Below are 26212 nucleotides of genomic sequence, written 5' to 3' on the forward strand. Positions count from 1 at the left end.
CTGAATTACCCCTCTGTCCGCTGCATGGCGTCGGCCTTCGCCGACACCGCGAGCACGCCGTGCCCGCCAGTAGAGCCGTACCCACCCGTGCCCCGGTCGGAGCCCGGCAGTTCGTCGACCTCTCGGAACACCGCGTGCTCGACCCGCTGCACCACGAGCTGCGCGATCCGGTCGCCCCGTCGGAGCCTGATCGGCTCGCGGAGGTCGTGGTTCACCAGGCACACCTTGATCTCGCCGCGGTAGCCCGCGTCGATGGTTCCGGGGGTGTTGACCACGCTGAGCCCCACCCTCGCCGCGAGACCGGACCGCGGGTGAACGAACCCCGCATACCCCTCGGGCAGTGCGACGGCGATGCCGGTGCCGACCACCGCGCGTTCCCCCGGCTCGATCACCACGTCCTGAGTGGTGACCAGGTCGGCGCCGGCGTCACCCGGACGGGCGTACGACGGCGGTGGGACTCCTGGATCGAGCCGGGACAGCAAGACCTCGACGCTGGGCACGGCGGGCGAGATTACCCTGAGGACGTGAGCGAGAGTGCTGTGACCGCCCCAAGTGCCTTCGAAGAGCGGCTCTACGTCCCGTGGTGGGGCTGGCTGCTGCCCCTGACCGCCGCGGTGCTGCTGGCCGCGGAGATCCACATGGGCTTCCCCGGCGTCCGTTCCTGGCTGCCCTACGTGATCATCGTCCCGCTGGCCCTGCTGATGATCGTTCGGCTCGGCTCGCTGAAGGTCGAGGTCAGCGGGGGTGAACTGCGGGTCGGTGACGCCCACGTGCCCCTGGAGCTGCTGGGGGAGGTGGAGGTGTTCACCGCCAAGACCAAGCGGAAGGCGATGGGCCCGAACCTGGACCCGGCGGCCTTCGTCGCGCACCGCGGCTGGGTCGGACCGATGGTGAAGGTGGCGCTGGAGGACCCGGAGGACCCGACGCCCTACTGGCTGTTCAGCGTCCGCCACGCCGACCGGCTCGCGGAACTGCTCAAGAAGTGAAACGCGACTGGGCGCCACCCCTTCGGGTGAGCGCCCAGTGTCGTTCTAGTGGTGCTGCCGTTCTGGTGCTGCTGGTGTGACGCGGGTCGGGCTCAGGCGCAGTCGCGGCAGATGTACTGCCCGTTGTGCTCCTCGGCCAGCCTGCTGCGGTGGTGCACCAGGAAGCACTTGGAACACGTGAACTCGTCGGCCTGCTTCGGGAGGACCTTGAAGGTGAGTTCCTCACCGGACAGGTCGGCACCGGGCAGTTCGAAGTTCTCGGCAGTCGCGTCCTCGTCGACATCGACTACGCCGGACTGCGTTTCGTTGCGCCGCGCCTTCAGCTCCTCGAGAGAGTCTTCAGCGAGCTCATCGGCCTCGCTGCGACGCGGCGCGTCGTAGTCGGTCGCCATCTTGTTTTCACCCCTGCGGTCTACGGAGACTGTGTTCGTGTCGCTGGTTAACGTCCCAGCGCCCCTTTTTGTGCCCCGTCGTCCAGTGACGGGGGTCTCGCCCCGGCCGTCGAGCGCCAACCCCCTGCTAGTCGACGCTTCTGGTGACTCAACGGTCCCGGAGCGCGCAGAGGGTAGCTCACCGATACCGGGGTTGTGCATCGGGTTCCCCCTAAATGAGCAGAAGGGTGACAGGACCCACGTAAGCTGGCCCGATAGGCTGTCCACGGGCTCAGGCCCATCCGCCGCGGCCGTCCGCGGCGCCCGAGCGGCGGTGAACCCTCCGCTACCGGGTGATTGCGGGCCGCTACAGCCGGTCGGGGACGCGGGATGGTCCTGGACCGCATAGGCTGGAATACGGCGAGCACATGGGCACAACGCCAGGGGAGGTCGGCGGACGTGGGACCCGCGAGCACTACGGGGAACAGCGGGTTGTCGCGGTACAGGCGACGACGACCGCTACCGGCGCTCATCCTCTTCGTGATCCTGGCCTTCGGGGCGGTGTTCGTCTGGGCGAAGGTCCTCAACACGGCGAACGACGTGGACCTGGCCATCCGCTGCAACACGCCGGGGAGCGCGCCGGTGCCGTCGTCGGCACCGCCGGTCGACCCCGCGGCGCCCGTCGTCGAGGCACCGAAGCTCGGCAGCGTCCTGGCGCACGACGCGCTGGACCGGACCGACCCGGTGCCCGCGGCCGAGGTCCAGTTCCGGGTGTTCAACGCGAGCACCCAGCGCAACCAGGCCAGGTTCGTGGCGACGACGCTGACGGAACTCGGCCTCAAGCAGGCCGCCGAACCCGACAACGACCCCGTCTACCCGGCGCAGGACATGACCTGCCGCGGGCAGATCCGGTTCGGTGCCCCTGGGGCGAGCGCGGCGCGCACGCTGAGCCTGATCGAGCCGTGCCTGGAACTGGTCAGGGACGAGCGGCAGGACGCGACCGTCGACATCGCCATCGGGAAGAAGTTCGACGAGGTCAAGCCGAACCACGACGCCCGGAAGGTGCTGGACCAGCTGGCCGACTGGGCCGCGCAGCAGCCCGAGCAGGCGGGCGGCCAGGCGGCGGAGGCGAGCGCGCCCACGGTGGTGTCGTCGAACCTGACGGCGGCACGGGACGTGCACTGCTGAGCAGGCCCCCCACGGGGAGCGGAACCGCAGGCCCCTGAGCCGCTCGCGACCAGGTCCGTGCGGCTGACGAGACGTGCGACCGCTGAGCAGTGCCGCTCCACGCAGAACCGCACGCCGATGAACCGCCCACAACCGCTCGCGACCCGGTCCGTGCGGCTGACGGAACGCGCACCGCTGAGCAGCACCCGCACCACGGCGAGCAGAACCGCACGCCGCAACCGCCCAGAGCCGGCTCGCGACCCGATCCGCACCGCTGACGGAACGCGCACCGCCGAGCGGCACCCGCGCCCACGGCGAGCAGAACCGCACTCCGGTGAACCGCACGGAACCGCTCGTGACCCGGTCCGCCGCGTCCGACGGCGCCGCGGACCGGGTCACGGGGGAGTCGCACCCCGAAGGTCACACCGACCCGAACCCGCACTCCACCAGAGCCGTCCGCAGGTCCTCCGCGATCCCCGGCGTGGCCACGAAGGTGGCGTCCTCCCCCAGCTCCGGGTCCTCGCCGGGCAGCCGCACCACCGCACCGGCCTCGGCGGCGATCAACGCCCCGGCGGCCCAGTCCCACCGGCCGAGCGCGTGCTCCGCGTACGCGTCCAGCCACCCGGCCGCCACGGCGCACAGGTCCAGCGACGCCGCTCCGGCCCGGCGGATGTCCCGCACCCTGGTCGACAGCGCCGCCCACGTGGTCGCCTGCCGCTGCCGCCGCTCCGCCCGGTACGCGAACCCGTACCCCACCAGCGAGAGGTCGAGGCGGTTCGCCCCCGAGACGCCGAGGCGCGTGCCGTCCAGGTAGGCCCCGTGACCGCGCGCCGCGGTCCAGACGCGGCCGCTGACCGGTTCCAGCACCACGCCCGCGACCGACACCCCGTCGAGCTGAGCGGCGATCGACACTGCGTAGTGCGGTAGGCCGTACAGGTAGTTCACGGTGCCGTCGATGGGGTCGACGACCCAGGTGAGGCCCTCGACGGCGGCGCTCCCGCCCTCCTCCTCGCCGATCACCGGCTCACCGGGGCGCAGGACCGCCAACCGATCGCGCACCAGCTGCTCAGAGGCCCGGTCCGCCTCCGTGACCACGTCGGTGGCGGTGCTCTTCGTGTCGACCTGGGCGGTGACGGCGGCCTGCCTGGTGCGCTGCACCAGGTCCGCGGCTTCGCGTGCGACGGTGACCGCGACGTCCACCAAGGGGCGAGGATCGAAACTCAACTGTTCCACCTACGTCACTCTCGCGGGACTATCTGGGGTGCTCAGGCTAATGTCTGCGGCCACGGTTACTGAATCGAGTAGGAAGGCCACCGGGGATGGGCATTACCCGCGGGTTCGGTGTGGACGTCGGCGGCTCCGGCATCAAGGGCGGCCTGGTCGACCTGGAAGCAGGAGCACTGGACGGGGAGCGGTTGAGGATCGCCACGCCCCAACCGTCGACGCCCGATGCGGTGGCGGACGTGGTGGCCGAGATCGTCGCGAAGTTCGAGTGGACCGGGCCGGTGGGCGTGACGCTCCCGTGCGTGGTCAAGCACGGCGTGGCCCTGACCGCCGCGAACGTGTCCAAGCACTGGGTGGACACCGACGCCCGCGCGCTGTTCGCGAAGCGGCTCGGCAGGTCGGTCGAGGACGTCGTGGTGCTGAACGACGCGGACGCGGCGGGCATGGCGGAGATGAAGTACGGCGCGGGCGTCGACCGCGACGGGCTGGTCGTGCTGCTGACGTTCGGCACGGGCATCGGCAGCGCGCTGTTCCTCGACGGGCGGCTCGTCCCCAACACCGAGTTCGGCCACCTGGAGGTGGACGGGCACGACGCCGAGTCGAAGGCGGCGGCGTCGGTGAAGGAGGACAAGGGGCTCTCCTGGGCGGAGTGGACGCCTCGCGTCTCGCGCTACATCACCGTGCTGGAGAACCTCATCTGGCCGGATCTGGTGATCGCGGGCGGCGGCGTCAGCAAGAAGGCCGACAAGTGGTTGCCGCTCCTGGAGGTGCGCACCGAAGTCGTCGCCGCGGCGTTGAAGAACGACGCGGGCATCGTGGGCGCCGCGGCTGCCGCCGCGCAGGGCATCAGGCACTGATCCGGAAAATCCCCCACGCAGTCTAGCTGCGGGAACACCTGTTCACACCCCGTGAAAGCGAGCGGGGCGCAACAGCACGCGATTCTCGTCGTTACAATGGAACGGTGCCCCGCCGGATGGCTTCGGCGGGCTCTCCCCCGAACTCTGGCGTCCGAGGTTTCGCGCCCTTCGGATCGCCGTGATCGACAGTCGCGAAAGGGCGTACGTGGCAGCCGCAGAAACCGCAACCCGACGCTCGAGCACCACGAGCGCCGCGAAGACGACCTCGGCCGCAGCCGGCGAGTCTGAGGAGACCCCCAAGGCCGCCTCGGCCCGCAAGGCTCCGGCTCGCAAGCCCGCCGCGGCGAAGACTGCGGCGGCAGGCAAGACGGCGGCCAAGGCGCCCCGCAAGACCGCAGCCAAGGCTGGTCCCGCCAAGACCAAGAAGGACGGCGACGAGCCTGACGACCTCGAAGCCGCTCCCGGTGACGAGGACCTCGGTGAGGACGTGGTCATCGTGGACGAGCCCGTCGTCGACGAACCCGAAGAGGCAGAGGACGAGAAGAAGCCCGGCGAAGGCGACTTCGTCTGGGACGAGGAGGAGTCGGAGGCCCTGCGGCAGGCCCGCAAGGACGCCGAGCTCACCGCCTCGGCCGACTCCGTCCGCGCCTACCTGAAGCAGATCGGCAAGGTCGCGCTCCTCAACGCCGAGGAGGAGGTCGAACTCGCCAAGCGGATCGAGGCAGGCCTCTACGCGGCGGAGCGGGTGCGCCGGGCCGAGGACGAGAACGAGAAGCTCACCCCCCAGATGCGCCGCGACCTGCGGTGGATCGTCCGGGACGGCGAGCGCGCCAAGAACCACCTGCCGGAGGCCAACCTCCGCCTCGTGGTCTCGCTGGCCAAGCGCTACACCGGTCGCGGCATGGCGTTCCTGGACCTGATCCAGGAGGGCAACCTCGGTCTGATCCGCGCGGTCGAGAAGTTCGACTACACCAAGGGCTACAAGTTCTCGACCTACGCGACGTGGTGGATCCGCCAGGCCATCACCCGCGCGATGGCCGACCAGGCCCGCACCATCCGCATCCCGGTGCACATGGTGGAGGTCATCAACAAGCTCGGCCGCATACAGCGTGAACTCCTCCAGGACCTGGGCCGCGAGCCCACGCCCGAGGAGCTCGCCAAGGAAATGGACATCACCCCCGAGAAGGTGCTGGAGATCCAGCAGTACGCCCGGGAGCCCATTTCGCTGGACCAGACGATCGGCGACGAGGGCGACAGCCAGCTCGGCGACTTCATCGAGGACTCCGAGGCCGTCGTGGCCGTGGACGCGGTGTCGTTCACGCTGCTCCAGGACCAGCTCCAGTCGGTCCTGGCCACGCTGTCCGAGCGCGAGGCGGGCGTCGTCCGGCTGCGCTTCGGCCTCACCGACGGCCAGCCGCGGACGTTGGACGAGATCGGCCAGGTCTACGGGGTGACCCGTGAGCGGATCCGGCAGATCGAGTCGAAGACGATGTCCAAGCTGCGCCACCCGTCGCGCTCGCAGGTCCTGCGCGACTACCTGGACTAGGAACGTTCCCGGCGAAGGCCCCGCACCTCGGTGCGGGGCCTTCGCCGTGCTCCGCTCCTCCGAGGTGCCGCACGACCGGAGGTCTCGCGGAGCACCGCTCGGGTCGCGCTCGAACCCCGCGGGAGGAGAACCGGGCATTTCGGGCGCACGATCCGCTGGAACAGGCCCCGCGACGCGGTCACCGAGGTCACGGGCGGGTCTCCCAACGCCGGGTGAACGGCGGGATCCACGTCCGAATGGTGGAACGAACGGCCGTGTTCGCTGTGAGCTGACCAAAGTGTTATGGATCACACCAACGGCCGCAGGGGTCCCACCAGTTGGAGCAATCGAGGCCCGTCAGCGGCCATAACACCTGGTCTGAAACCGTTGCCACGACTGCGGAAAGTGATGTTGAACCCCGTATTTCGGCGTTCGGGCCGATTCCACGCACCGACGGGTGGGTAAATCGCGAGTGACGCGCGTCGCCACGTTGACGGGAACACTGACTTCCGCCCGAACGTCTGAGAGAGTGGAGCCAGCGAGCACCGCGCACCAGCCAGATGCGTAGTGGTCGCAGCTTGGTAAGAGGGCACCGAAATCCTCGGTGCCGGGACGGAGGGAGACTCTCATGACTACGCCCACGCTCACCCGCCCCGAGTTGACCGCTGCCGACCGCTGCGACCGCTGCGGGGCTGCTGCCCAGGTTCGCGCCGTGCTCCCCTCCGGGGGCGAACTGCTGTTCTGCGGGCACCACGCCCGTGAGCACAGCACGAAGCTGCGCGAGCTCGCTGCTGAACTGCAGCAGGGCTGACAATCGGGGCCGTGCGGCCCTCAAGCACCCTTGCCGTTCCGGGGCGGGGATCCGAGAGGATCCCCGCCCCCCTCGCGTTCCAGGGGGCTTTCGCGGGCCTGAGGAGGCCCCAGCCCTCCGCTACACCGTGCCGAGCACGGGTTCGAAGGCCGCTTCGGCCGCGCCCACCAGCTTGGCGTCACGGCCCAGCGGCGAGCTGAGGATGCGCGTGCCGCCGACGGCCCTGCTGACCAGGCTGCGGCGCTGCACGACGGCCCTGACCTCCGTGACGACGGGTTCCGGCAGCGCCGTGAACAGGTCGCCCAGCACCACCAGTTCGGGCCCCATCATGTTCACCACGGTGACCAGGCCGACGGCCAGCCACTCGGTGAACTCCCCCAGCCGGTGCATGACGTTGTCGGGGTCGGTGGCCAGCGAGCGCAGCTCGGCCACGACGGCGCCGCGGGAGGCGTTGACCGGGAGCGCGAGCGCGCGGCAGAGGGCGGCCTCGCCGACCTCGGTCTCCCAGCAGCCCTCGCAGCCGCAGTAGCACGGCAGACCGCCGGGCCGGACGACCATGTGCCCCAGTTCGCCCACGTAGCCGCCGGTGCCGCGCAGCGGGGACCCGTTGGAGATCACGCCGCCGCCGACGCCGACGTCGGCGGAGATGTAGACCATGTCCGACGCGCCGCGGGCGGCGCCGCGGACGTGCTCGGCCAGCGCCCCCAGCTCGGCGTCGTTGCCGACCTGCACCGGGAGCCCCATCACGGCGCTGAGGCGTTCGCCCAGCGCGACGTTCGTCCAGTGCAGGTTCGGCGCCTCGTGCACCCAGCCGTCGGAGCGGCGGACCACCCCCGAGACCGAGACGCCGACCGCGACGGGCCGGAGGTCCAGCTCGTCGCTGAGCAGCTTCGCCGACTCGACGATGTGGGTGATGACCTCGCGGGGGTCGCGGGTGCGGGTGTGCAGGTTCCAGCTGTCCCTGCCGATGATCTCCCCGCCCAGGCCCACCATCGCCATGGCCACCTGCTCGACGCGGATGTCGATGGCCAGGACGACGGCGGCGTGGGGTTGGGGGAGGACCAGCAGCGAGGGCCTACCGGCTCCGCTGCGTTGCGCGGGAACCCGTTCGGCGACCACACCGGTTTCGGCGAGACCGTCCACCAGGGCCTTGATCGTGCTGCGGTTGAGCCCGAGCTCAGCCGCCAGCGACGCCCTGGTGGACGGACCGTCGACGTGCAACCGGCGCAGGAGCGCCGTGCGGTTGTGCCTGCGGACCTCGTCGGGCCGGGCTCCCGCGGTCGGTGACGTCACCGCTGCTACGAAGCGGCCGAACGACGACGCGACAGCGCATCCACGCTGGCGGCCAGCAGCAGCACGAGGCCGGTCACGATGGAGACCACCGCGGCCTCCTGCTTGAGCAGACCAAGGCCGTTCTCGATGATCGCGATGACCGCGCCACCGATGACCGCGTCGCGCAGCCTGCCCTTGCCGCCGAACAGCGAGGTGCCACCGATGACCGCGGCGCCGACCGCGAACAGCAGCGTGTTGCCCGCACCGGAGCTGGGAGCCACGGAGCCGACCTTCGAGGAGTACACGATGGCGCCGAGGGCGGCGACCGACGAGCAGATCACGAAGACGCTCATGCGGATCTTCGGCACGTTGATGCCCGCGCGGCGGGCCGCCTCGGCGTTGCCGCCGACCGCGTAGATGTGCCTGCCGTAGCTGGTGCGGTCGAGCACGAACGTGCCGATGGTGAGCAGCACCAGGACGATCGGCACCACGTACGGCACACCCGAGATGACGACGGTCGGGTTGACCGCGCGGTTCTGGGTGAGCAGCAGCGTGGCCGCCGCGCTCAGCACGAGCACGAAGCCGACCTTGACGAAGACCAGTGCCGTCGGCTGGGCGACGAGGCCCCTGCGCAGCCGGGAGAAGTGCCGGTTGAGCACGACGGCCGCGTAGCCGCCCGCGGCCAGCAGGAACAGCACCCAGCTGGAGGCGGTGCTCAGGTTGCCGTTGGCGACGTTGAACAGCACCTGGTCGTTGCGGATGGGCAGCGTGCCGCCCTGGCCGATGTACTTCAGCACCACGCCGCCCCACGCCAGGAACAGCGCGAGGGTCACGACGAACGACGGGATGCCGACCTTCGCGACGAGGTAGCCGGTCAGGCTGCCGATCGAGGTGCCGATGCACAGCGCGAGCAGCATTTCGATCCACGCGTTCGGCGGCACGCCGAGCAGCAGGATCGCGAGGCCGACGAGCGGGAGCACGACGCCGGGCCAGATGCGCAGCAGCAGGGACAGCACCGCCGCGACCACCATGAACGCGCAGGTGATGTAGAAGACGCCGTCGCCGAAGGCGGACATCATGTTGCCGTTGCGCACCAGGTGCAGCGCCATCACGGAGGCGGCCACACCGGACGCGGTGCCCGCGGACAGGTCGATCTCGCCCAGCAGCAGCACGAAGACGAGACCCATCGCGATGATCACGATGCCCGCGCCCTGCGCCAGCAGGTTCGAGATGTTGCCCAGTGTCAGGAAGGTGTCCGACCGGGCGCTGAAGAAGATCACCAGCACGAGCAGGCCGAGCAGCGCGGGCAGCGACCCGAAGTCGCCGCCGCGGACCTTGGCCCAGTACTCCTTCAGCGCCTCGCCGGCCGACTTGGACGTCGTGTCGATGCCGAAGTCGGAAATGGCTCCGGTTTCGGGAGCCTTCTCACCGGTAGGTGTGTCAGTCATGCTCAGGTCCTCAGGCATCAGATGGTCGCGGTTTCCGGGCGGGCGATGCCCAGGTCGCCGGAGCGACCAGCGGTGATCAGCTCGACCACCTGTCCGTGGGTGACGTCCTTGGTCGGCAGCTGAGCCGCCATGCGCCCCAGGTACAGGCAGGCGATGCGGTCGGACACCTCGAAGACGTCGTTCATGTTGTGGCTGATCAGCACCACACCGAGGCCCTGCTCGGCGAGCCTGCGGACCAGGTCGAGCACCTGGCGGGTCTGCGCCACGCCGAGTGCCGCTGTCGGCTCGTCGAGGAGCACGACCTTGCTGTCCCAGAGCACGGACTTGGCGATCGCCACGGTCTGCCTCTGGCCGCCGGAGAGCGACGCGACGGACGTGCGGACGGACTTCACGGTGCGCACGGACAGCGAGGCGAGCGTCTTGCGCGCCGCCTGCTCCATGTCGGCCTCGTCCAGCAGCCCGTACTTGCCGCGTTCCCGGCCCAGGAACATGTTCTGGACGATGTCCAGGTTCTCGCACAGCGCGAGGTCCTGGTAGACGACCTCGATGCCGTACCCGGCCGCTTCGCGCGGGCTGTGGATGGAGACCGGCTGACCTTCGAACAGCACCTCGCCCGAGTCGATCGGGTGGATGCCGGCGATGGACTTCACCATGGTCGACTTGCCTGCGCCGTTGTCACCCACGAGCGCGGTGACCTCTCCGGCCCGCACGGTGAAGTCGATGTCGTGCAGCACGTGCACGGGTCCGAAGCTCTTGTTGATGCCGCGCAGCTCGAGAATCGGCTCGCTCACGGCTGTCCTCCAAAACATGGGTCTTGCGGCGGAAACCGCGGTGGGCACCAGTCGGGGGCTGGTGCCCACCGCGGCGGTTGCGGTGGAGCGACTGACTACTTGATGCCCAGCTCGGTGCAGACCGCGGCCAGGTCGGCGACGCAGATCTCGGAGGCCTTGACGGCGCCCGCGTCGACGACGGTCTTGACCTTGTCCTTGGTGATGAGCTGCGCGTCGAGCAGGACCGACTTGACGTCGCGGTTGCCCGTGGTGTCCTTGGTGACGCCGGTGGCGATCTTGTCGGCGCCCGCGGTGTCACCCTTGGCGAGCAGACCGGCCAGCTTGGCGGTCGCCTCGGCCTCGGCCTTGATCGGCTTGAAGACGGTCATGTACTGGTCGCCGCGGAGCACGGCCTGGAGGCCGTCCGGGGTGGCGTCCTGGCCGGTGACCGGCACCTTGCCGTTGAGGTTGAACTTCTTCAGCACGGTGATGACCGCGCCGGCGAGACCGTCGTTGGCGGCGACGACGCCGTCCACCTTCTGGCCGTTGCCGGTCAGGATCTGCTCGAAGACCGTGGCGCCGATCTGGTTGTCCCACTTCTCGATCGGCTGGGACTGGACCAGCTTCAGGTCACCGGAGGTGTAGAGCGGCTTGAGGATCTTCTCCTGGCCCTCGGTGAACAGCGTGGCGTTGTTGTCGGTCGGGGCGCCCTCGATCTGGATGACCTCGGCGCCCTTCTTGTCCTTCAGCGCCGTGGCGAGGCCCTGGCCCTGGAGTTCGCCGACCTTCACGTTGTCGAAGGAGACGTAGTACTTCGACGAGCCGCCGAGGTTGAGGCGGTCGTAGTCGATGACCGGGATGCCCTGGGCGTCCGCCTTGGCGGCCACCGCGGCACCCACGGAGGAGTCGGGGGACGCGATGATCAGGACCTTGACGCCCGAGTTGATCATGCCGTCGGCGAGGGTGGTGAACTTCTGGTTGTCACCCTGCGCGTTCTGGATGTCCGCGTCCAGGCCTTCGGCCTTGAGCGCGGCGGTGAGGAGGGGCTTGTCGAAGCCCTCCCAGCGAGCGGAGGAGGCGGTCTCCGGGAGGATCACACCGACCTTCGTGCCGCCTGCCGCGCTACCGGTGTCGCTGGTTCCGGTGGAGCTGCCGCCACCGGACGAACTGTTGGCACCGCACGCCGTCATGGCCACGGCAAGGCCGGTGCCTACGGCGATGAGGGCGAGGCTCTTGCTGCGCATCCGCCATCCCTTTCACTGCTCTGCCCGAGGGCCGGACAGAAAATGTTGTGGCGCACAACGTATGCCCTGGGACCGGGTGACCGGAAGCACACTGCATCGATAAAGAAGGCACGATGCTGCAACGGAGAGGTAACCGTGGCGACATCTGACTACTCCAAATGCATATGGAAATCACGCACAGTCACATTAACCGGTTGCGCAGTGTGTCCGCCGTCTCATTTGATGCGAGCGGATGATGAACCGGATTCACGTCCGCGGCCGGTCCCCAACGCCGGGGAACCGGACCGCGAACGACCGGTGAACGGGTCCGGGACTACCAGGACCGCAGGGTGGCGATGCGCTCTTCGAGCTGCTCGATCGTCGCCATGGCGGTGGGCGGCCCACCGCAGTGCTCGCGCAGGGCGTTGTGGATCTTGCCGTGCGGCTTCTTGGTGCGGTGGTGGTGCATCGCGACGAGCGTGTTCAGCTCCTTGCGCAGCGCGGCCAGCTGCTCCTGCACGCCCTGGGGACGCGCGGCGCGCGGCGGGGGCGGCGGTTCGGCGGCCTTGCGCTTGGCGACCTCGACCAGCTGGTGCTCCTGGCGCTGCCGCAGCAGCGCGCGCACCTGGTCGGGTTCGAGCAGACCGGGGAGGCCCAGGTACTCCTGCTCGTCGTCGCTGCCCGCGAACGCGGCCGTGCCGAACGAGGACCCGTCGTAGATGACCTGGTCCAGCTCGGCCGAGGCGCCCAGCGAGGTGAACGCCTTCTCCTCCTCGCCCTCCTCGTCCTTGGTGCGGTTCGCGTCGGCGAGGAGTTCGTCGTCCCAGCCGTCCTTCTCGCGGTGCGGCTTGCCGAGGACGTGGTCGCGCTGCTGCTCCAGCTCGCTGGCCAGCCCCAGCAGCACCGGGACGCTGGGCAGGAACACGCTGGCCGTCTCGCCCTTCGCGCGCCTGCGCACGAACCGGCCGATGGCCTGGGCGAAGAACAGCGGGGTGGACGAGCTGGTCGCGTAGACGCCGACGGCGAGGCGCGGCACGTCGACGCCCTCGGACACCATGCGGACCGCGATCAGCCAGCGCTCGGTCGTCCGCGAGAACTCGGCGATGCGGCCGGAGGCCTTCGGGTCGTCCGAGAGCACGACGGTCGCGGTGTGGCCGGTGACCCGGTGCAGCACCTCGGCGTACGCCTTCGCCGTCGTCTGGTCCGTCGCGATGATCATCGCGCCCGCGTCGGGCATCCCGCCGTTGCGCAGCTGGGTCAGGCGCATGTCGGCGGAGGTGATCACCGACTTGATCCAGTCGCCGCTCGGGTCCAGCGCCGTGCGCCACGCCCGCGCGGTCTGCTCGGTGGTCAGCGGCTCGCCGAGCCGGGCGGTGAACTCCTCGCCCGCGCTGGTGCGCCAGCTCGCCTCGCCGGAGTACGCCAGGAAGATCACCGGCCGGACCACGCCGTCGCGCAGCGCGTCGGCGTAGCCGTAGGAGTGGTCGGGCTGGCTGCGCATCAGGCCGTCGCCGCCCGGCGCGTAGGAGATGAACGGGATCGGCGAGTCGTCGCTGCGGAAGGGCGTCCCGGTCAGCGACAGCCGCCGCACGGCGGGCGTGAACGCCTCGCGGATCGCGTCGCCCCAGGACTTCGCGTCGCCGCCGTGGTGGACCTCGTCCAGCATGACCAGGGTCTTGCGGTTCTCGGTGCGCACCCGGTGCAGCGTGGGGTGGGCCGCGACCTGCGCGTACGTCACCGCGACACCGTGGTAGTCGCGGGAGGTGACCGCGTTGGTGTTGCGGAAGTTCGAGTCGATCGCGATGCCCACCGCGGCCGCCGCCTGCGCCCACTGGTGCTTGAGGTGCTCGGTCGGCGCGACGATGGTGATCGACTCGACGGTCCGGTCGGCCAGCAGTTCGGCCGCGACCCGCAGGCCGAACGTGGTCTTGCCCGCGCCGGGCGTCGCCACGGCGAGGAAGTCCTTCGGCTTCGCCGACAGGTACTTCGTCAGCGCCCGGCGCTGCCAGGCCCGCAGCGGACGCTGGGCAGCCGGGGACTCGACGACCTGCGTGTCGGGCTGTGCCACGAACTCATCGCTCCTTCAGCGCAGGTCAAAGGTGTGCTGTGACAGTCGAATGCCCTCAGGCCGGTGTGGTCCCGCGACGTCGCCGGGAGCCCGGTGAGGGCAGCGTTCAGCCTACCCGTTCGTGGCGGGTCCACCCGACACCGCCGCCTCGTTCGGTCCGCCAGTGCCGCGGAACCGCGCGTCATGCACCATGCTTGACCTTGCGATGGGTTTGCCGACGGACGACAACAGGCACGTTTCGCCCACCACGGCGCGGGAGCCGCTGCGCCGTGGCCCTGGGCGCCTGTTGGCGCGCACGCTCCAGAAGGCGTGGCAGGGGAACCTGTTCTCCGAGGCCGCCGAGGCCGCCTTCTGGCAGACCCTCTCGTTCCCCCCGCTGCTGCTCGGCCTGCTCGGCAGCATGGGCTACCTCGGCGACTGGCTCGGCCCCGAGGTCGTGAGCCAGGTCAAGGAGAAGATCATCGGCTTCTGCCGGACGATCTTCAGCGGCGACGTGGTGTCGGGGGTGATCGAACCGACGGTCGACCAGATCCTCACCACGGGCAAGGGCGAGATCGTCTCGATCGGCTTCGTGATCTCGCTGTGGGCGGGGTCGTCGGCGATGTCGTCGTTCGTGGACGCGATCACCGTGGCGCACGACCAGTACGGCGTGCGCAACGAGGTGTGGCAGCGGATCTTCGCCCTGCTGCTGTACATGGCGAGCCTGGTGCTGCTGATCGTCGGGCTGCCGGTGCTGGCGCTGGGCCCCGACCTGCTGACGGAGTTCCTGCCGACCAGCTGGCAGAACACGGTGTCGTACTGGATCGGCGTCTTCTACTACCCCGGCCTGGCCGTGCTGCTGATCCTCGCGCTGGCCACCCTGTACAAGCTGTCGCTGCCGAGGAAGCTGCCCTGGCACCGGCTGGTGCCGGGCGCCGTGCTGGCGATGGCCGTGTTCCTGGCCTCCAGCATCGGCCTGCGCCTGTACATCCAGTGGATCACCACCACGGGGTACACCTACGGCGCGCTGGCCACGCCCATCGCGTTCCTGCTGTTCGCGTACTTCATCGGGCTGGCCATCACCATCGGCGCGTACTTCAACAGCGCGATCCAGGACATGTGGCCCGCCAGGATGACGCGGCGGCAGCGGCGCCGGTGGCGGCGGCTGGAGATGGAGCGCACGGCGGAGCGGATCAGGGCGGACGAGAACCACGAGGCCGCGGCGCCCGAGCAGCCGACCGCTCCGCTGCGGCCCTCCGCCGCGGAACCGGGGACGGCCCCCTCGCCCGCGGACACCTCCCCCACGACCCGGCTGCCCGTGCCGCCGGGGCCGAAGCGGGACTGAGCGCTCAGGCGAACAGCTCCCCGACGTCCTCGGCGGCGGGGTTCCCGGCGAGGGCGTCTCCCCCGCCCACGAGCCCGCCTTGACGCGCCACGACCTTCTCCTCGGCGACGAGCCGGTGGACCATCACGGCGCGGGTCCGGCCGGTGCGGTGGCGGGGTCCACCGCCCGCGCCTCCACGGGTCGAGCGGGGAGCAGTGGTCCGCCTCGGTCAGGCTCAGCCGGAGGACCGCGCCGCCCGCGCGGGCCGCTCCCCGTGCGTCAGCGGCGGGTCCGACCACGTGTTCCAGGGACACCGGGGCAACGGCGCGGAGGGTCACGAGTCGCACCGGGGAACGGCAGCGGGCTTCCCCCGGAGCCCGACGGCGTGTCCCGGCCCCGTCGGCGGCTACTCGAACCGGCTGGGGTCCCCCGCGCCCACGCGGACGATCTCCGGTTCACCGTTCGAGTAGTCGATGACGGTCGTCGGCACGGTGCCGCACTCGCCCGAGTCGATGACGGCGTCGACCACGTTGTCCAGCCGCTCCTTGATGTTCCAGCCCTGGGTCATCGGCTCCTCCTGGTCCGGCAGGAGGAGCGTGCTGGACAGGAGGGGCTCGCCGAGTTCGGCGAGCAGCGCCTGGACGACCGTGTGGTCGGGGATGCGGACGCCGACGGTCTTCTTCTTCGGGTGCATCAGGCGCTTCGGCACCTCCTTCGTCGCCGGGAGGATGAAGGTGTAGCTGCCCGGCGTGGCCGCCTTGATCGCGCGGAAGGCCGCGTTGTCGACGTAGACGAACTGGCTGAGCTGCGCGAAGTCCTGGCAGACGAGGGTGAAGTGGTGACCGTCGCCGAGGTGCCTGATCTCGCGGATGCGGTCGATGCCCGCTCGGTTGCCGAGGCGGCAGCCGAGCGCGAAGCAGGAGTCGGTGGGGTAGGCGATCAGGCCGTCGTTCCGGATGAGGTCGACGGCCTGGCTGATCGACCTCTTCTGGGGGTTGTCCGGATGAACGTCGAAGTACCTGGCCATGGGGGGAGCTTAGGGTCGATCGGCCCGCGCAACACGTCGAGGTCCACCGAGGCGGCGATGGCCTCGGCCCCGGCGTCGTTCGGGTGCAGGTGGTCGCCGCTGTCGAGGTCCGCCCGGTAGCGCACGGGGCGGGCCGGGTCGCGGAGGCGTTCGTCGACGTCGACGACCGCGGCGAACTCCGGGGTGGTCCTGATCCAGGCGTTGATGGCCTGCCTGGTCCGCTCCCCCTCGGGGCTGTGGAAGCCCTGGTGGACGGTGTCGCCGGACGGGGGCGGGGTCGCGCAGAGGGGCACCACCCCCGCCGCGCGGGCGGCACGGGCCGGGGTGGTGAGTCCCGCCACCAGCTCGTCGGCCGTGGGTCGCGGGGTGGACAGGCCCAGGTCGTTGACGCCCAGTTCGACGATCACGTGGGTGACGTCGGGCACGTCGAGGACGTCGCGGGCGAAGCGCCCCGGGCCGGACTCGCCGAAGCCGTCGCGGAGCAGGCGGTTGCCCGCGATGCCCGCGTTCCGCACCGCCGCGCCGAGCCGGTGGGCCAGGACGTCCGGGTAGCCGCGGGTCGTGCCGGTGCCCTCGGTGGTGGAGTCCCCGAAGCACACGACGGGCGCGCGGCTCGTCACGCCGACACGCCCTCCTCGGCGCTGACGAGCGAGTCGACGGCGGCGAGGAACGCGGCGATGCCGGGGAGGTCGGCGCCCTTCGCGCGGGAGGCCGCGACGTCCTCCGGGGTGCGCCGGCGGACGATGTCGAGCCACTCGCCGTCCGGGAGGCGGACGAGGTCGGCGTCGAGGAACCCGGCGCGGTCCTCGCGGAAGTCGGCGAGCATCGCCGGGCGGGCGGCGAGCAGGGCGTCGACCTTCGCCTGGTCGACGCGGAAGCGGGTCAGCTCGACCGTGGTGGCCATCATCGGGGTCCTCCTCGTCGGCGCGCGTCGAGGAGGACGATACCGTCACCGATCGAGATAGTCACACTTGATGACTATATTGGCCGCGACAGCCGAAACCCCGGCGTGCGCGGTGGACCCGTGCGCGCCGAGGTCGTCAGGACGGGCGTTCTAGTCGTCGCCGCCGGGCGGCAGGCCGTCGTAGATCTTCTTGCAGTCCGGGCACACCGGCGAGCCGGGCTTCGCCGACTTCGTCACCGGGAAGACCTCGCCGCACAGCGCCACGACGTGCGTGCCCATGACCGCGCTCTCCGCGATCTTGGCCTTGCGCACGTAGTGGAACATCTTCGGCGAGTCGTCACCGGTGGAGTCGGTGCCCTGGGACCGCTCGTCGGTCTTCGGAAGCGTCTGGGTCGAGGTGCTCACCACACCATGATGCCCCACCGCTCGTTTTCGGCCTAGCGGGTCGGTCGGTCATCATTACCGCTCGTGACGACTACGAGGATCGCCGAAGAGGTCGCGGACGCGCTGGCGGAGAACCGGGCGGTGGTGGCGCTGGAGAGCACCATCCTGGCCCACGGGCTGCCGCCGGGCCGCAACCGCGAGGTCGCCGGACGGCTGGAGGCGGTCGTGCGCGCGGCGGGCGCGGTGCCCGCGACCATCGCCGTGCTGAGCGGCGTACCGGTCGTCGGGTTGAGCACCAACGAGCTGGACCGGGTCTGCGATCCGGCCAACGACCTGGTGAAACTGTCCCGCCGCGACCTCGGGCCCGCCTACGCGCTCGGCCGGGACGGGGCCACGACGGTCGCGAGCACGGCGGCGCTCGCGGACGCCGCGGGCGTGCACGTGTTCGCCACCGGGGGCCTCGGCGGGGTGCACCGGGGCGCGCACGACTCGTGGGACGTGTCGGCCGACCTGGACGTGCTGGCCACCACCCCGGTGCTGGTCGTGTGCTCGGGCGTGAAGTCGGTGCTGGACATCGGCGCGACCCTGGAACTGCTGGAGACCCGCTCGGTGCCGGTCCTCGGCTACCGGGTCGACCGGTTCCCCGCGTTCTACCTGCGCGAATCGGAGTTCGACGTGCCGTGGCGGGTGGACGACCCCAAGCACGTCGCCGCCGTCGTGGCCGCGCACCGCGACCGCGTTCCCGGCCGTTCCGGGGTGCTGCTGGCCAACCCGGTGCCGTTCGAGTTCGAGATGGACCGCGACCTGCACGACCGGCTGCTCGCGGACGGCCTGGAGCTGCTGAGGGCGCGCGGCGTGCACGGCAAGGACGTGACGCCGGTGCTGCTGGAGCACTTCCACGGCGCCAGCGGCGGCGTGAGCCTCGACACCAACGAGGCGCTGGTCATGTCGAACGCCCGGCTCGCGGCCGAGGTCGCCGTGGAGCTGGCCCCGTGACGATCGTCGTGGTCGGCGACGCCGGGCTGGACGTGGTCGCCCGGCACGTCGGCCCCATCCCGCACGGCGGCGACGTGCGGGCGAACGTGACCATCGAACCGGGCGGCGCGGGCGCGAACACGGCGGCGTGGCTCGCCGAGTGCGGCGCCGAGCCGGTGCTGGTGGCGAGGGTCGGCGCGGACTCGGCGGGCCGCCAGGTGCACGCCGAGCTGACGGCGGCGGGCGTGCGGTGCGCGTTCGCCGTCGACCCGGAGGCCGCGACGTGCTGCGTCGTGTGCCTGGTCGACCCAGGGGGCCAGCGCAGCATGCTGGCCGACCGGGGCGCGAACGCGCACTTCTCCCCCGCCGACCTCGATCCGGGGCTGCTGGCGGGCGCGACGCACCTGCACCTGTCCGGCTACGTGCTGCTCGACGCGTCCTCCAAGCCCGCCGCGCTGGCGGCGTTGGCCGCGGCGAAGGAGGCGGGGCTGACGACGTCGGTGGACCCGCAGGCGTCGGTGCTGCTGGACCTGGACCCCGAGGGGTTCCTGGACGACGTGCGCGGCATCGACTTCCTGATGCCGAACGCGGAGGAGCTGATCGCGCTCACCGGGTCCGCCGACCCCGCCGCGGCGAAGGCGCTGCTGGACGTCGTGGGCACGGTCGTGCTGACGTCCGGCGCGGACGGCGCGAGCTGGGTCGACCAGGACGAGGTCGTGTCCGTGCCCGCGGAGGTGGTGGAGTGCGTCGACTCGACCGGCGCGGGTGACGCGTTCGACGCCGGGTTCCTCGCGGCCTGGCAGCGGGGCGTGTCCAAGAGGGACGCCCTGCTCGGCGGGATCCGGGCGAGCGCGCGGGCCGTGACCCTGGTGGGGCCTCAGCCGTCGATGACGCGGTGATCCTTGCCGGACGCCGCGATGGCCTTGTGCTCCTTCTGGTAGCGGTTGGCCTTCTCGGACTTGCGCGGTGGACGGTCGTTCGCGATCAGGACGGCCATCCACGGCAGCGGGATGGACAGCACCAGGAACGCGACGGCCAGCCACCAGATGTCGATGAAGACCACGGCCAGGACGATGCACGGGATGCGCGCGCTCATCATGATCGCGTACTTCCGCTTCCGGGCCCTGTGCTGCTCGTCGAGGGACGGAGCGGCCTCGGTGATGAGCACCGGGGTGTCGTCACGCTCGGATGTGCTCACGACACCACCTCCACCTTCATCGTCCCACCATCGATACCCATCCAACACCCGCCGAAGCGGGGTGTGCACAACAGGGCCGACCTAGGATCCGGTCGTGGTCGCCCTCGATCGGCTGGTCGACGTGCTGGGGAGTCTCGGCACGCACCTGAGCTGCGCTCCCCGCGGACGCGACGTCGAGTTGCGCGGGGTGGCGCTGCACGACGCCGCCGAGCGGACACCCGCCGCTCCTGACGACGTCCTGCTGGGGCTGGGCATTCCCTCCGCCGCCGCGGCGGCTCGGCTGGTGGGGTCGACCGGGGCCGCCGTCGTGGTGCTGCACGGGCGGCCTCCGCTGGACGAGAAGGTGCTCGCGGCGGCTCGGCGGTCCGGGGCGGCGGTGCTGCTGGTGGACCCGTCGGTGCCGTGGAGCCAGCTGGCCTCCGTGGCGCAGACGCTGGTGCTCGGCGGTCAGCGGTCCGGCGACCTGTTCGCCGTCGCCGACGCGATAGCGGCCGTGGTGGGCGGGCCGGTCACCATCGAGGACCAGCAGTCGCGGGTGCTGGCGTACTCGTACCGGCAGCAGGACGTGGACCAGGTGCGGGTGCAGACGATCCTGGGGCGGAAGGTGCCCGAGGAGGCCCGTGCGGCTCTGGACTCCTACGGGGTGTTCGCGCACCTGGCGCTGTCGGACGAGCCGATCTTCGTGCCCCGGTTGACGGAGCAGCTGGGTGAGCGGCTGGTGGCGGCCGTGCGGGCCGGGCGGGAGTTGTTGGGGTCCGTGTGGGTGGAGGTGGACGGGCCCGTCGACGCGTCCCGCGCCGCGGCCCTGGTGGACGGGGCCCGCACGTCGGCCCTGCACCTGCTGCGGGCCCGCGCGAGCGCGGACCTGGAGCGGCAGGCCGAGGCGGACCTGGTGATCGCGCTGCTGGACACGCCGTCCGGGGCGCCCGCGGCGCTGGCCAGGCTGGGGTTGCCGCTGGTGGACCTGCGGGTGATCGCCGTGCAGGCCCACGTCGGGGACGCCGACCACGGGGCCGCGCTCCTGGCGTTCGAACGGGCCACCGCCGGTTTCGGGTGGTCGCGGCCGGGGCGCAGCGCGCTGTTCGGGAACGTGCTCTACACCGTGGTGCCGTGCGGGGACTCGGCCGCCGTGGCGGTGGAGTGGGTGCGGTCGCTGGAGCGGGAACTGCCCGCAGAGGCGACGGTGCTGGCGGGGATCGGCGGGGCCGCCGACGCGGTGCAGGTGTCCGCGTCACGGCAGGAGGCCGACGAGTGCTTGGCCCTGTCGGCGGGCGAGCCCGTCGTGTACGACACGGCTTGGGCGAGGGTGCTGCTGCACCGGTTGGCCGCCGCCGCGGACAGCGGGCGGCTGCCGGCGCGGGGGCCGGTCGCGGAGCTGCTGCGGCACGACCGGGAGCACGGGACGGCCTACGCCGAGACGCTGAGGGCGTGGCTGGCCGCCCAGGGGGACACGCGGGAGGCCGCTCGGGCCCTGTCGGTGCACCCGAACACGCTGCGGTACCGGATGCAGCGGATGGCCGAGGTGACCGCGTTGCCCCTGGACGACCCCGAGCAGCGGCTGGCCATGGCCATCGCGCTGGCCGTGCACGGGGAGCGGGGCTGAGCCGGGCGGGATGGAACCATGTGCCCGTGCTCCCTGACTTCTCCCCCGAGTTGACCTCGCGTCTCCGCGACGCCTTCCAGACCGCCGGTTACGACACCGACGGGGTGCTGGCCGCCCTGGGCGGGCAGGCCCACGCCGCCATGACGAGGGGTGAACCCGAGGCGGCCCGCCGGGCCACGCGGGACGCCGGGGCGCTGGGGACGTTCGTCCGGCTGTTCCTGCTGGGCGACGTCGAGTCCGAGGCCGACGTCACCACCGCGTTCAAGTCCGCGGACGTCGACCAGCTGCTGGCCGCCGAGGTGCTGCGGGCCGACCCCGGCGGTTTCCGGGCCGGGTTGGACGTCCGGCCGCACGACTCCTGGTGGGTGGTCGCCGACCTCGACGCCGAGCAGCGCGGTGGGCCCGTTCCACCCGACCACGTGCTGGGGATCGGGCAGGCCTCGATCAGCCTGGCCCGCGCCACGGCCCGCAGGCCCGTCGGGTCCCTGCTCGACGTGGGGACGGGGTGCGGTGTCCAGGTCCTGCACGCCTCCCGGCACGCGGAGCGCGTCACCGCCACGGACCTGTCCGAGCGGGCGCTGGCGCTGGCGAGGGGGACGTTCCTGCTGAACGGGCTGGACGTCGAACTCGGCAGGGGCGAGTGGTTCGGCCCGGTGGCCGGTCGGCGGTTCGACCAGATCGTCTGCAACCCGCCCTTCGTCGTCGGGCCGCCGCGCGTCGACTACACGTACCGCGACTCCGGGCTCGGCGGCGACGACGCCAGCGCGCTCGTCGTGCGGCAGATGCCCTCGTTCCTCAACGAGGGCGGTGTGGGGCAGCTCCTCGCCTCCTGGCTGCACCGCAGGGGTGAGGACTGGGGCGACCGGGTGTCCTCGTGGCTGCCCCGCGGCGGCGTCGACGCGTGGTTCGTGCAGCGGGACGTCGCCGACCCGGCGCTGTACGTGGGGACGTGGCTGCGGGACGCCGGTGTCGACCCGCGGTCGCCCGAGGGGCGGGAGAAGGCCGCCGTGTGGCTCGACTGGTTCGCCCGCAACGACGTGGAGGGCGTCGGGTTCGGGTTCGTCACGCTGCGGAGGACGTCCGGCTCGCACGCCGAGGTCGTCTGCGAGGACCTGCGGCACGCGTACGTGGACCCGCTGGGGCCGGAGACGTCGCTGTGGCTGGACCGGGTCGAGTGGCTGAGGGCCAACGGGTCCGCCGAGGCGCTGCTGGCGACGCGGTTCACCGTGCCCGAGTCGGTGCTGCTGGAGGAGGTGTCCTCGCCGGACGACGAGGGCTGGACGGCCGTCGTGCGCCGCCTGCACCGGCAGGACGGGCCGGGGTGGCAGCACGAGCTGGACGAGGTCGCCGCGGCGCTGCTGGCGGGGTGCAGGGGGGCGCTGCCGCTGGAGGACCTCGTGACGCTGCTGGCGTTCGCGCACGACCAGCCGGTCGACGGGCTGATCGCGAACGCCCTGCCGGTGGTGCGCGACCTGGTCCGGCACGGCATGTTGAGGCCCGCGTGAGAGCTGTTGTGTCGCGAGTCACACAGGCGAGCGTGACCGTGGGGGATCTGGTCGTCGGGTCGATCGACGAGCCGGGGCTGTTGGTGCTGCTCGGAGTGCACGTCGACGACGACGCGGCGATGGTTCCGGTCATGGCTCGGAAGCTGCACGAGCTGCGGGTCCTGAGGGACGAGGAATCGTGCGCGTCGACCGGTGCGCCCCTGCTCGTTGTGAGCCAGTTCACCCTCTACGGCGAGACGCGGAAGGGTCGCCGTCCCTCGTGGACGGCGGCCGCCCGGCCCGAACGCGCGGAACCCTTGATCGAGGGAGTGGTGCGGGAACTGCGACAAAAGGGTGCCCGAGTCGAAACAGGACGGTTCGGCGCGATGATGTCGGTGCGGAGCGTGAACGACGGACCGTTCACGGTTTTGGTCGAACTCTAGGACGCTCTCAGGAAATCCTCAGCATTGCGCGAGCAACGGGTGTGACGGCGGAGACGTCTTCATGTCAGGGAGGCGGGAACGAATTGGCATTCCGACGCGTTTCCCCAGTGTCCAGCCGGCAAGCGATGGGTACCCAGCGGGCCCCGACGCCGAAAGGCTCACTGCGCAGTGCAGCGCAGGTGTGTGACGCACCCGCACGCCAGCCCGCGACAAAGGGGGAGGGAGTTCCATGACCGTCCCGAGGGTCTTCGACCGCGAGGTCGACACCACCGTCAGCCACATCAGTCCCGCCGAACTCGACCTGGACGCTCAGGGTCCGGCCGCCGATCTCGTTCGAGTCTACCTGAACGGCATCGGCAAGACCGCCCTGCTCACAGCGGCGGAGGAGGTCGAACTGGCGAAGCGGATCGAAGCGGGCGTCTTCGCGCAGCACATGGCCGAGACCGCGAAGCGCCTGTCCCCCACGCGTCGCGAAGAACTGCGCGCGCTGGTGCGGGACGGCCACGTGGCAAAGAACCACCTGCTCGAAGCGAATCTCCGTCTGGTCGTTTCGCTGGCCAAGCGATACACCGGTCGTGGAATGCCGCTCCTCGATCTGATCCAGGAAGGCAACCTGGGTCTGATCCGCGCGGTGGAGAAGTTCGACTACACCAAGGGTTTCAAGTTTTCGACCTACGCGACGTGGTGGATCCGCCAAGCGATCACCCGCGGAATGGCGGATCAAGGTCGCACCATCCGCCTTCCCGTCCACCTGGTGGAACAGGTGAACAAGTTGGCGCGGATCAAGCGCGATCTGCACCAGCAGCTCGGCCGGGAAGCGACGACCGAGGAACTCGCCAAGGAATCGGGCATCAGCGCCGAGAAGGTCTCCGACCTGCTCGACCACGCCCGCGACCCGGTGAGCCTGGACATGCCGGTCGGCGCCGAGGAGGACGCCCCCCTGGGCGACTTCATCGAGGACTCCGACGCCACGGACGCCGAGAGCGCGGTCATCTCCGGCCTGCTCCAGGACGACCTGCGGCGCGTGCTGTCCACGCTCGACCCGCGCGAGCAGGCGGTCATCCGGCTGCGGTACGGCCTGGAGGACGGCCAGCCGCGGACGCTCGACCAGATCGGCAAGCGCTTCGGGCTGTCCCGCGAGCGCGTCCGCCAGATCGAGCGCGAGGTCATGTCGAAGCTGCGGCAGGGCGAGCGCGCGGAGAAGCTGCGGGCCTACGCGAGCTGACTCACCCGTTTGGCCGCGTTGACTTGTGATGCGGATCACGGCACGGTTCTGCTCTACACGGACCTGGCGACGCCCCCACCTCATCACGTGGGGGCGGTCGCCTACGAAGGAAGGTCGGGGCGGTCGGGGGCCGGCCCGGCCTTCCGCTATTGACGGCCCCGAAGGACGCGAATCACATCCCGGTGGAGCGGTAGGGCGACGTCGATCGGATACGTTTGTCGGATTCCGAAGCGCGCAAGGGAGCCCGCCGACGTGCCCACCACCACGTTCCAGTACACAGACGTCCTCCCGCTGGCGAAGGACACCACGACCGAGTACCGCCTCCTCACCGACGAGGGCGTGAAGGTCGTCGAGGCCGCGGGTCGAACGTTCCTGGAGATCAGCCCCGAGACGCTGACGCTGCTGGCCAAGGAAGCGATCCGCGACATCCAGCACCTGCTGCGCCCGTCGCACCTCGCCCAGCTGCGCGCGATCGTGGACGACCCCGAGGCCAGCGGCAACGACCGGTTCGTCGCGATGGACCTGCTGCGCAACGCCAACATCGCCGCGGGCGGTGTGCTGCCCATGTGCCAGGACACCGGCACCGCGATCGTCATGGGCAAGCGCACCGAGGGCGTGCTGACCGGCGGGACGGACGAGGAGGCGCTGTCGCGCGGCATCTTCGACGCCTACCAGGAGCTGAACCTGCGGTACTCGCAGATGGCGCCGACGACGTTCTGGGACGAGAAGAACACCGGCACCAACCTGCCCGCGCAGATCGACCTGTTCACCGCGCCCGGCACGGAGCCGAAGTACGAGTTCCTGTTCATGGCCAAGGGCGGCGGCAGCGCCAACAAGACGCTCCTCTACCAGGAGACGAAGGCGCTGCTGAACCCGAAGCGGCTGGCCGCGTTCCTGGACGAGAAGCTGCGCTCGCTCGGCACGGCCGCGTGCCCGCCCTACCACCTCGCCGTGGTCGTGGGCGGCCTGTCGGCCGAGCAGAACCTCAAGGTCGCGAAGCTCGCGTCCGCCCGCTACCTCGACGGCCTGCCGACCGAGGGCTCTCCGCTGGGCCACGCGTTCCGCGACACCGACCTGGAGCAGCAGGTCCTGGAGCTGACCCGGAACTTCGGCATCGGAGCCCAGTTCGGCGGCAAGTACTTCTGCCACGACGTCCGCGTCGTCCGCCTCCCCCGGCACGGCGCGTCCTGCCCGGTCGGCATCGCGGTGTCCTGCTCGGCGGACCGCCAGGTCAAGGCGAAGATCACCGCCGACGGCGTGTTCATCGAGCAGCTGGAACGCGACCCGGCGCACTTCCTGCCCGACGTCGAGGACGAGCACCTGTCGGACGAGGTCGTGAAGATCGACCTCACCCTGCCGATGGCGGAGATCCGCGCCGCGCTGTCCGCGCTGCCGGTGAAGACGCGGGTGTCGCTGACCGGACCGCTGGTGGTGGCGCGCGACATCGCGCACGCCAAGATCAAGGAGCGGCTCGACGCGGGCGAGGGGATGCCGCAGTACCTGAAGGACCACCCGGTCTACTACGCCGGTCCGGCCAAGACGCCGGAGGGCTACGCGTCCGGCTCGTTCGGCCCGACCACCGCGGGCCGGATGGACTCCTACGTCGAGGAGTTCCAGGCGGCGGGCGGTTCGCTGGTGATGCTGGCGAAGGGCAACCGGTCGAAGCAGGTCACCAACGCCTGCGAGTCGCACGGCGGGTTCTACCTGGGCTCCATCGGCGGCCCGGCCGCGCGGCTGGCGCAGGACTGCATCCGCAAGGTCGACGTGCTGGAGTACGCCGAGCTGGGCATGGAAGCGGTGTGGAAGATCGAGGTCGAGGACTTCCCCGCGTTCGTCGTGGTGGACGACAAGGGCAACGACTTCTTCTCGGAGACGTCCGCGCCGCTGCTCCAGGTCTCGTTCCGGAGGTAGCGGGCCGGGGAGGGGCGTGGAACCCCCTCCCCG

The 26212-nt window shown here is 70.8% G+C and carries 26 protein-coding genes; 13 read left to right on the forward strand and 13 right to left on the reverse strand.

Features of this window, described 5'->3' with window-relative positions; genetic code table 11:
- Positions 1-5: 5 nt before the first annotated feature.
- The gene (gene dut, locus AC156L_RS16800; RefSeq protein WP_330876958.1) at positions 6-500 is read right to left on the reverse strand and encodes a dUTP diphosphatase; all 495 of its coding nucleotides are present in this window, start codon (positions 498-500) and stop codon (positions 6-8) included.
- 24 nt (positions 501-524) lie between these two features.
- On the opposite strand from dut, the gene AC156L_RS16805 reads away from it, so the two are divergent.
- The gene (locus AC156L_RS16805; protein ID WP_330876957.1) at positions 525-986 is read left to right on the forward strand and encodes a DUF3093 domain-containing protein; all 462 of its coding nucleotides are present in this window, start codon (positions 525-527) and stop codon (positions 984-986) included.
- 92 nt (positions 987-1078) lie between these two features.
- Here the strand turns inward: AC156L_RS16805 and AC156L_RS16810 are convergent, their stop codons facing one another.
- Positions 1079-1378, reverse strand: a complete 300-nt coding sequence (locus AC156L_RS16810) for a DUF4193 domain-containing protein (protein ID WP_106196725.1) — start codon at positions 1376-1378, stop codon at positions 1079-1081.
- Between the two features lie 369 nt (positions 1379-1747).
- On the opposite strand from AC156L_RS16810, the gene cei reads away from it, so the two are divergent.
- Positions 1748-2545, forward strand: a complete 798-nt coding sequence (gene cei, locus AC156L_RS16815) for an envelope integrity protein Cei (RefSeq protein WP_330876956.1) — start codon at positions 1748-1750, stop codon at positions 2543-2545.
- A gap of 399 nt (positions 2546-2944) precedes the next feature.
- On the opposite strand, the gene AC156L_RS16820 is transcribed toward cei, so the two are convergent.
- Positions 2945-3727 (reverse strand): inositol monophosphatase family protein, encoded by a 783-nt coding sequence (locus AC156L_RS16820; protein WP_484406998.1) that lies wholly within the window; start codon positions 3725-3727, stop codon positions 2945-2947.
- Between the two features lie 116 nt (positions 3728-3843).
- On the opposite strand from AC156L_RS16820, the gene ppgK reads away from it, so the two are divergent.
- From ppgK to AC156L_RS16835, 3 genes are all read left to right on the forward strand, one after another.
- Positions 3844-4605: a polyphosphate--glucose phosphotransferase gene (gene ppgK, locus AC156L_RS16825; RefSeq protein WP_330876954.1), complete on the forward strand. Its 762-nt coding sequence runs from the start codon at positions 3844-3846 to the stop codon at positions 4603-4605.
- A gap of 205 nt (positions 4606-4810) precedes the next feature.
- Positions 4811-6151: an RNA polymerase sigma factor gene (locus AC156L_RS16830; RefSeq protein WP_484406999.1), complete on the forward strand. Its 1341-nt coding sequence runs from the start codon at positions 4811-4813 to the stop codon at positions 6149-6151.
- A gap of 607 nt (positions 6152-6758) precedes the next feature.
- Entirely contained in the window at positions 6759-6941 is a 183-nt protein-coding gene (locus tag AC156L_RS16835) for a DUF7455 domain-containing protein (RefSeq protein WP_106196729.1), read from the forward strand.
- Between the two features lie 120 nt (positions 6942-7061).
- Here the strand turns inward: AC156L_RS16835 and AC156L_RS16840 are convergent, their stop codons facing one another.
- From AC156L_RS16840 to AC156L_RS16860, 5 genes are all read right to left on the reverse strand, one after another.
- Complete coding sequence (locus AC156L_RS16840; RefSeq protein WP_330876953.1) at positions 7062-8234, reverse strand: ROK family protein; 1173 nt, start codon at positions 8232-8234, stop codon at positions 7062-7064.
- Between the two features lie 5 nt (positions 8235-8239).
- Complete coding sequence (locus AC156L_RS16845) at positions 8240-9661, reverse strand: sugar ABC transporter permease (RefSeq protein WP_330876952.1); 1422 nt, start codon at positions 9659-9661, stop codon at positions 8240-8242.
- Positions 9662-9678: 17 nt separating this feature from the next.
- The gene (locus tag AC156L_RS16850) at positions 9679-10452 is read right to left on the reverse strand and encodes an ATP-binding cassette domain-containing protein (protein WP_330876951.1); all 774 of its coding nucleotides are present in this window, start codon (positions 10450-10452) and stop codon (positions 9679-9681) included.
- A 95-nt stretch (positions 10453-10547) separates the two neighbouring features.
- Positions 10548-11675, reverse strand: coding sequence for a sugar ABC transporter substrate-binding protein (locus tag AC156L_RS16855; RefSeq protein WP_330876950.1), 1128 nt, complete (start codon positions 11673-11675; stop codon positions 10548-10550).
- Positions 11676-11988: 313 nt separating this feature from the next.
- Positions 11989-13722, reverse strand: a complete 1734-nt coding sequence (locus AC156L_RS16860; RefSeq protein ID WP_330876949.1) for a DEAD/DEAH box helicase — start codon at positions 13720-13722, stop codon at positions 11989-11991.
- 205 nt (positions 13723-13927) lie between these two features.
- Here AC156L_RS16860 and AC156L_RS16865 point away from each other — a divergent pair, with 205 nt between their 5' ends.
- On the forward strand, positions 13928-15046 hold the full coding sequence (locus tag AC156L_RS16865; RefSeq protein WP_330876948.1) for a YihY/virulence factor BrkB family protein: 1119 nt from the start codon (positions 13928-13930) through the stop codon (positions 15044-15046).
- Between the two features lie 385 nt (positions 15047-15431).
- On the opposite strand, the gene AC156L_RS16870 is transcribed toward AC156L_RS16865, so the two are convergent.
- From AC156L_RS16870 to AC156L_RS16885, 4 genes are all read right to left on the reverse strand, one after another.
- Positions 15432-16052 carry an L-threonylcarbamoyladenylate synthase gene (locus AC156L_RS16870; RefSeq protein WP_330876947.1) on the reverse strand — a complete coding sequence of 207 codons (621 nt, stop codon included), beginning with the start codon at positions 16050-16052 and terminating at the stop codon, positions 15432-15434.
- On the reverse strand, positions 15965-16672 hold the full coding sequence (locus AC156L_RS16875) for a GDSL-type esterase/lipase family protein (protein ID WP_330876946.1): 708 nt from the start codon (positions 16670-16672) through the stop codon (positions 15965-15967). The genes AC156L_RS16870 and AC156L_RS16875 overlap by 88 nt, the downstream gene beginning before the upstream one ends.
- On the reverse strand, positions 16669-16959 hold the full coding sequence (locus AC156L_RS16880; RefSeq protein ID WP_484407001.1) for a hypothetical protein: 291 nt from the start codon (positions 16957-16959) through the stop codon (positions 16669-16671). Before AC156L_RS16880 ends, AC156L_RS16875 begins: the two co-directional genes overlap by 4 nt.
- A gap of 147 nt (positions 16960-17106) precedes the next feature.
- Positions 17107-17361: a DUF3039 domain-containing protein gene (locus AC156L_RS16885; protein ID WP_330876944.1), complete on the reverse strand. Its 255-nt coding sequence runs from the start codon at positions 17359-17361 to the stop codon at positions 17107-17109.
- Positions 17362-17424: 63 nt separating this feature from the next.
- Here AC156L_RS16885 and AC156L_RS16890 point away from each other — a divergent pair, with 63 nt between their 5' ends.
- Positions 17425-18336 (forward strand): pseudouridine-5'-phosphate glycosidase, encoded by a 912-nt coding sequence (locus AC156L_RS16890; protein ID WP_330876943.1) that lies wholly within the window; start codon positions 17425-17427, stop codon positions 18334-18336.
- Positions 18333-19214 carry a carbohydrate kinase family protein gene (locus AC156L_RS16895; RefSeq protein WP_330876942.1) on the forward strand — a complete coding sequence of 294 codons (882 nt, stop codon included), beginning with the start codon at positions 18333-18335 and terminating at the stop codon, positions 19212-19214. The genes AC156L_RS16890 and AC156L_RS16895 overlap by 4 nt, the downstream gene beginning before the upstream one ends.
- On the opposite strand, the gene AC156L_RS16900 is transcribed toward AC156L_RS16895, so the two are convergent.
- On the reverse strand, positions 19193-19513 hold the full coding sequence (locus AC156L_RS16900; protein WP_330876941.1) for a DUF3099 domain-containing protein: 321 nt from the start codon (positions 19511-19513) through the stop codon (positions 19193-19195). The two genes, AC156L_RS16895 and AC156L_RS16900, sit on opposite strands and share 22 nt — an antisense overlap.
- Positions 19514-19607: 94 nt before the next feature.
- Here AC156L_RS16900 and AC156L_RS16905 point away from each other — a divergent pair, with 94 nt between their 5' ends.
- From AC156L_RS16905 to AC156L_RS16925, 5 genes are all read left to right on the forward strand, one after another.
- Positions 19608-21116 carry a PucR family transcriptional regulator gene (locus AC156L_RS16905; RefSeq protein ID WP_330876940.1) on the forward strand — a complete coding sequence of 503 codons (1509 nt, stop codon included), beginning with the start codon at positions 19608-19610 and terminating at the stop codon, positions 21114-21116.
- A gap of 26 nt (positions 21117-21142) precedes the next feature.
- Entirely contained in the window at positions 21143-22621 is a 1479-nt protein-coding gene (locus AC156L_RS16910; protein ID WP_330876939.1) for a class I SAM-dependent methyltransferase, read from the forward strand.
- Positions 22618-23043, forward strand: a complete 426-nt coding sequence (gene dtd / locus AC156L_RS16915; protein ID WP_330876938.1) for a D-aminoacyl-tRNA deacylase — start codon at positions 22618-22620, stop codon at positions 23041-23043. The genes AC156L_RS16910 and dtd overlap by 4 nt, the downstream gene beginning before the upstream one ends.
- A 229-nt stretch (positions 23044-23272) precedes the next feature.
- Positions 23273-24268, forward strand: coding sequence for a sigma-70 family RNA polymerase sigma factor (locus AC156L_RS16920; RefSeq protein WP_259622121.1), 996 nt, complete (start codon positions 23273-23275; stop codon positions 24266-24268).
- 252 nt (positions 24269-24520) lie between these two features.
- Positions 24521-26179, forward strand: a complete 1659-nt coding sequence (locus AC156L_RS16925) for a fumarate hydratase (protein ID WP_484407003.1) — start codon at positions 24521-24523, stop codon at positions 26177-26179.
- Positions 26180-26212 lie beyond the last annotated feature (33 nt).

This window comes from Umezawaea sp. (assembly GCF_057122925.1).

Coding starts and splice junctions, on each gene's coding strand:
- AC156L_RS16880 (WP_484407001.1), bottom strand. CDS start 16,959: ATGATGGCCACCACGGTCGAGCTGACCCGCTTCCGCGTCGACCAGGCG.
- AC156L_RS16810 (WP_106196725.1), bottom strand. CDS start 1,378: ATGGCGACCGACTACGACGCGCCGCGTCGCAGCGAGGCCGATGAGCTC.
- AC156L_RS16855 (WP_330876950.1), bottom strand. CDS start 11,675: ATGCGCAGCAAGAGCCTCGCCCTCATCGCCGTAGGCACCGGCCTTGCC.
- cei (WP_330876956.1), top strand. CDS start 1,748: ATGGTCCTGGACCGCATAGGCTGGAATACGGCGAGCACATGGGCACAA.
- AC156L_RS16870 (WP_330876947.1), bottom strand. CDS start 16,052: ATGGCCAGGTACTTCGACGTTCATCCGGACAACCCCCAGAAGAGGTCG.
- AC156L_RS16920 (WP_259622121.1), top strand. CDS start 23,273: ATGACCGTCCCGAGGGTCTTCGACCGCGAGGTCGACACCACCGTCAGC.
- AC156L_RS16835 (WP_106196729.1), top strand. CDS start 6,759: ATGACTACGCCCACGCTCACCCGCCCCGAGTTGACCGCTGCCGACCGC.
- ppgK (WP_330876954.1), top strand. CDS start 3,844: ATGGGCATTACCCGCGGGTTCGGTGTGGACGTCGGCGGCTCCGGCATC.
- AC156L_RS16865 (WP_330876948.1), top strand. CDS start 13,928: ATGGGTTTGCCGACGGACGACAACAGGCACGTTTCGCCCACCACGGCG.
- AC156L_RS16845 (WP_330876952.1), bottom strand. CDS start 9,661: ATGACTGACACACCTACCGGTGAGAAGGCTCCCGAAACCGGAGCCATT.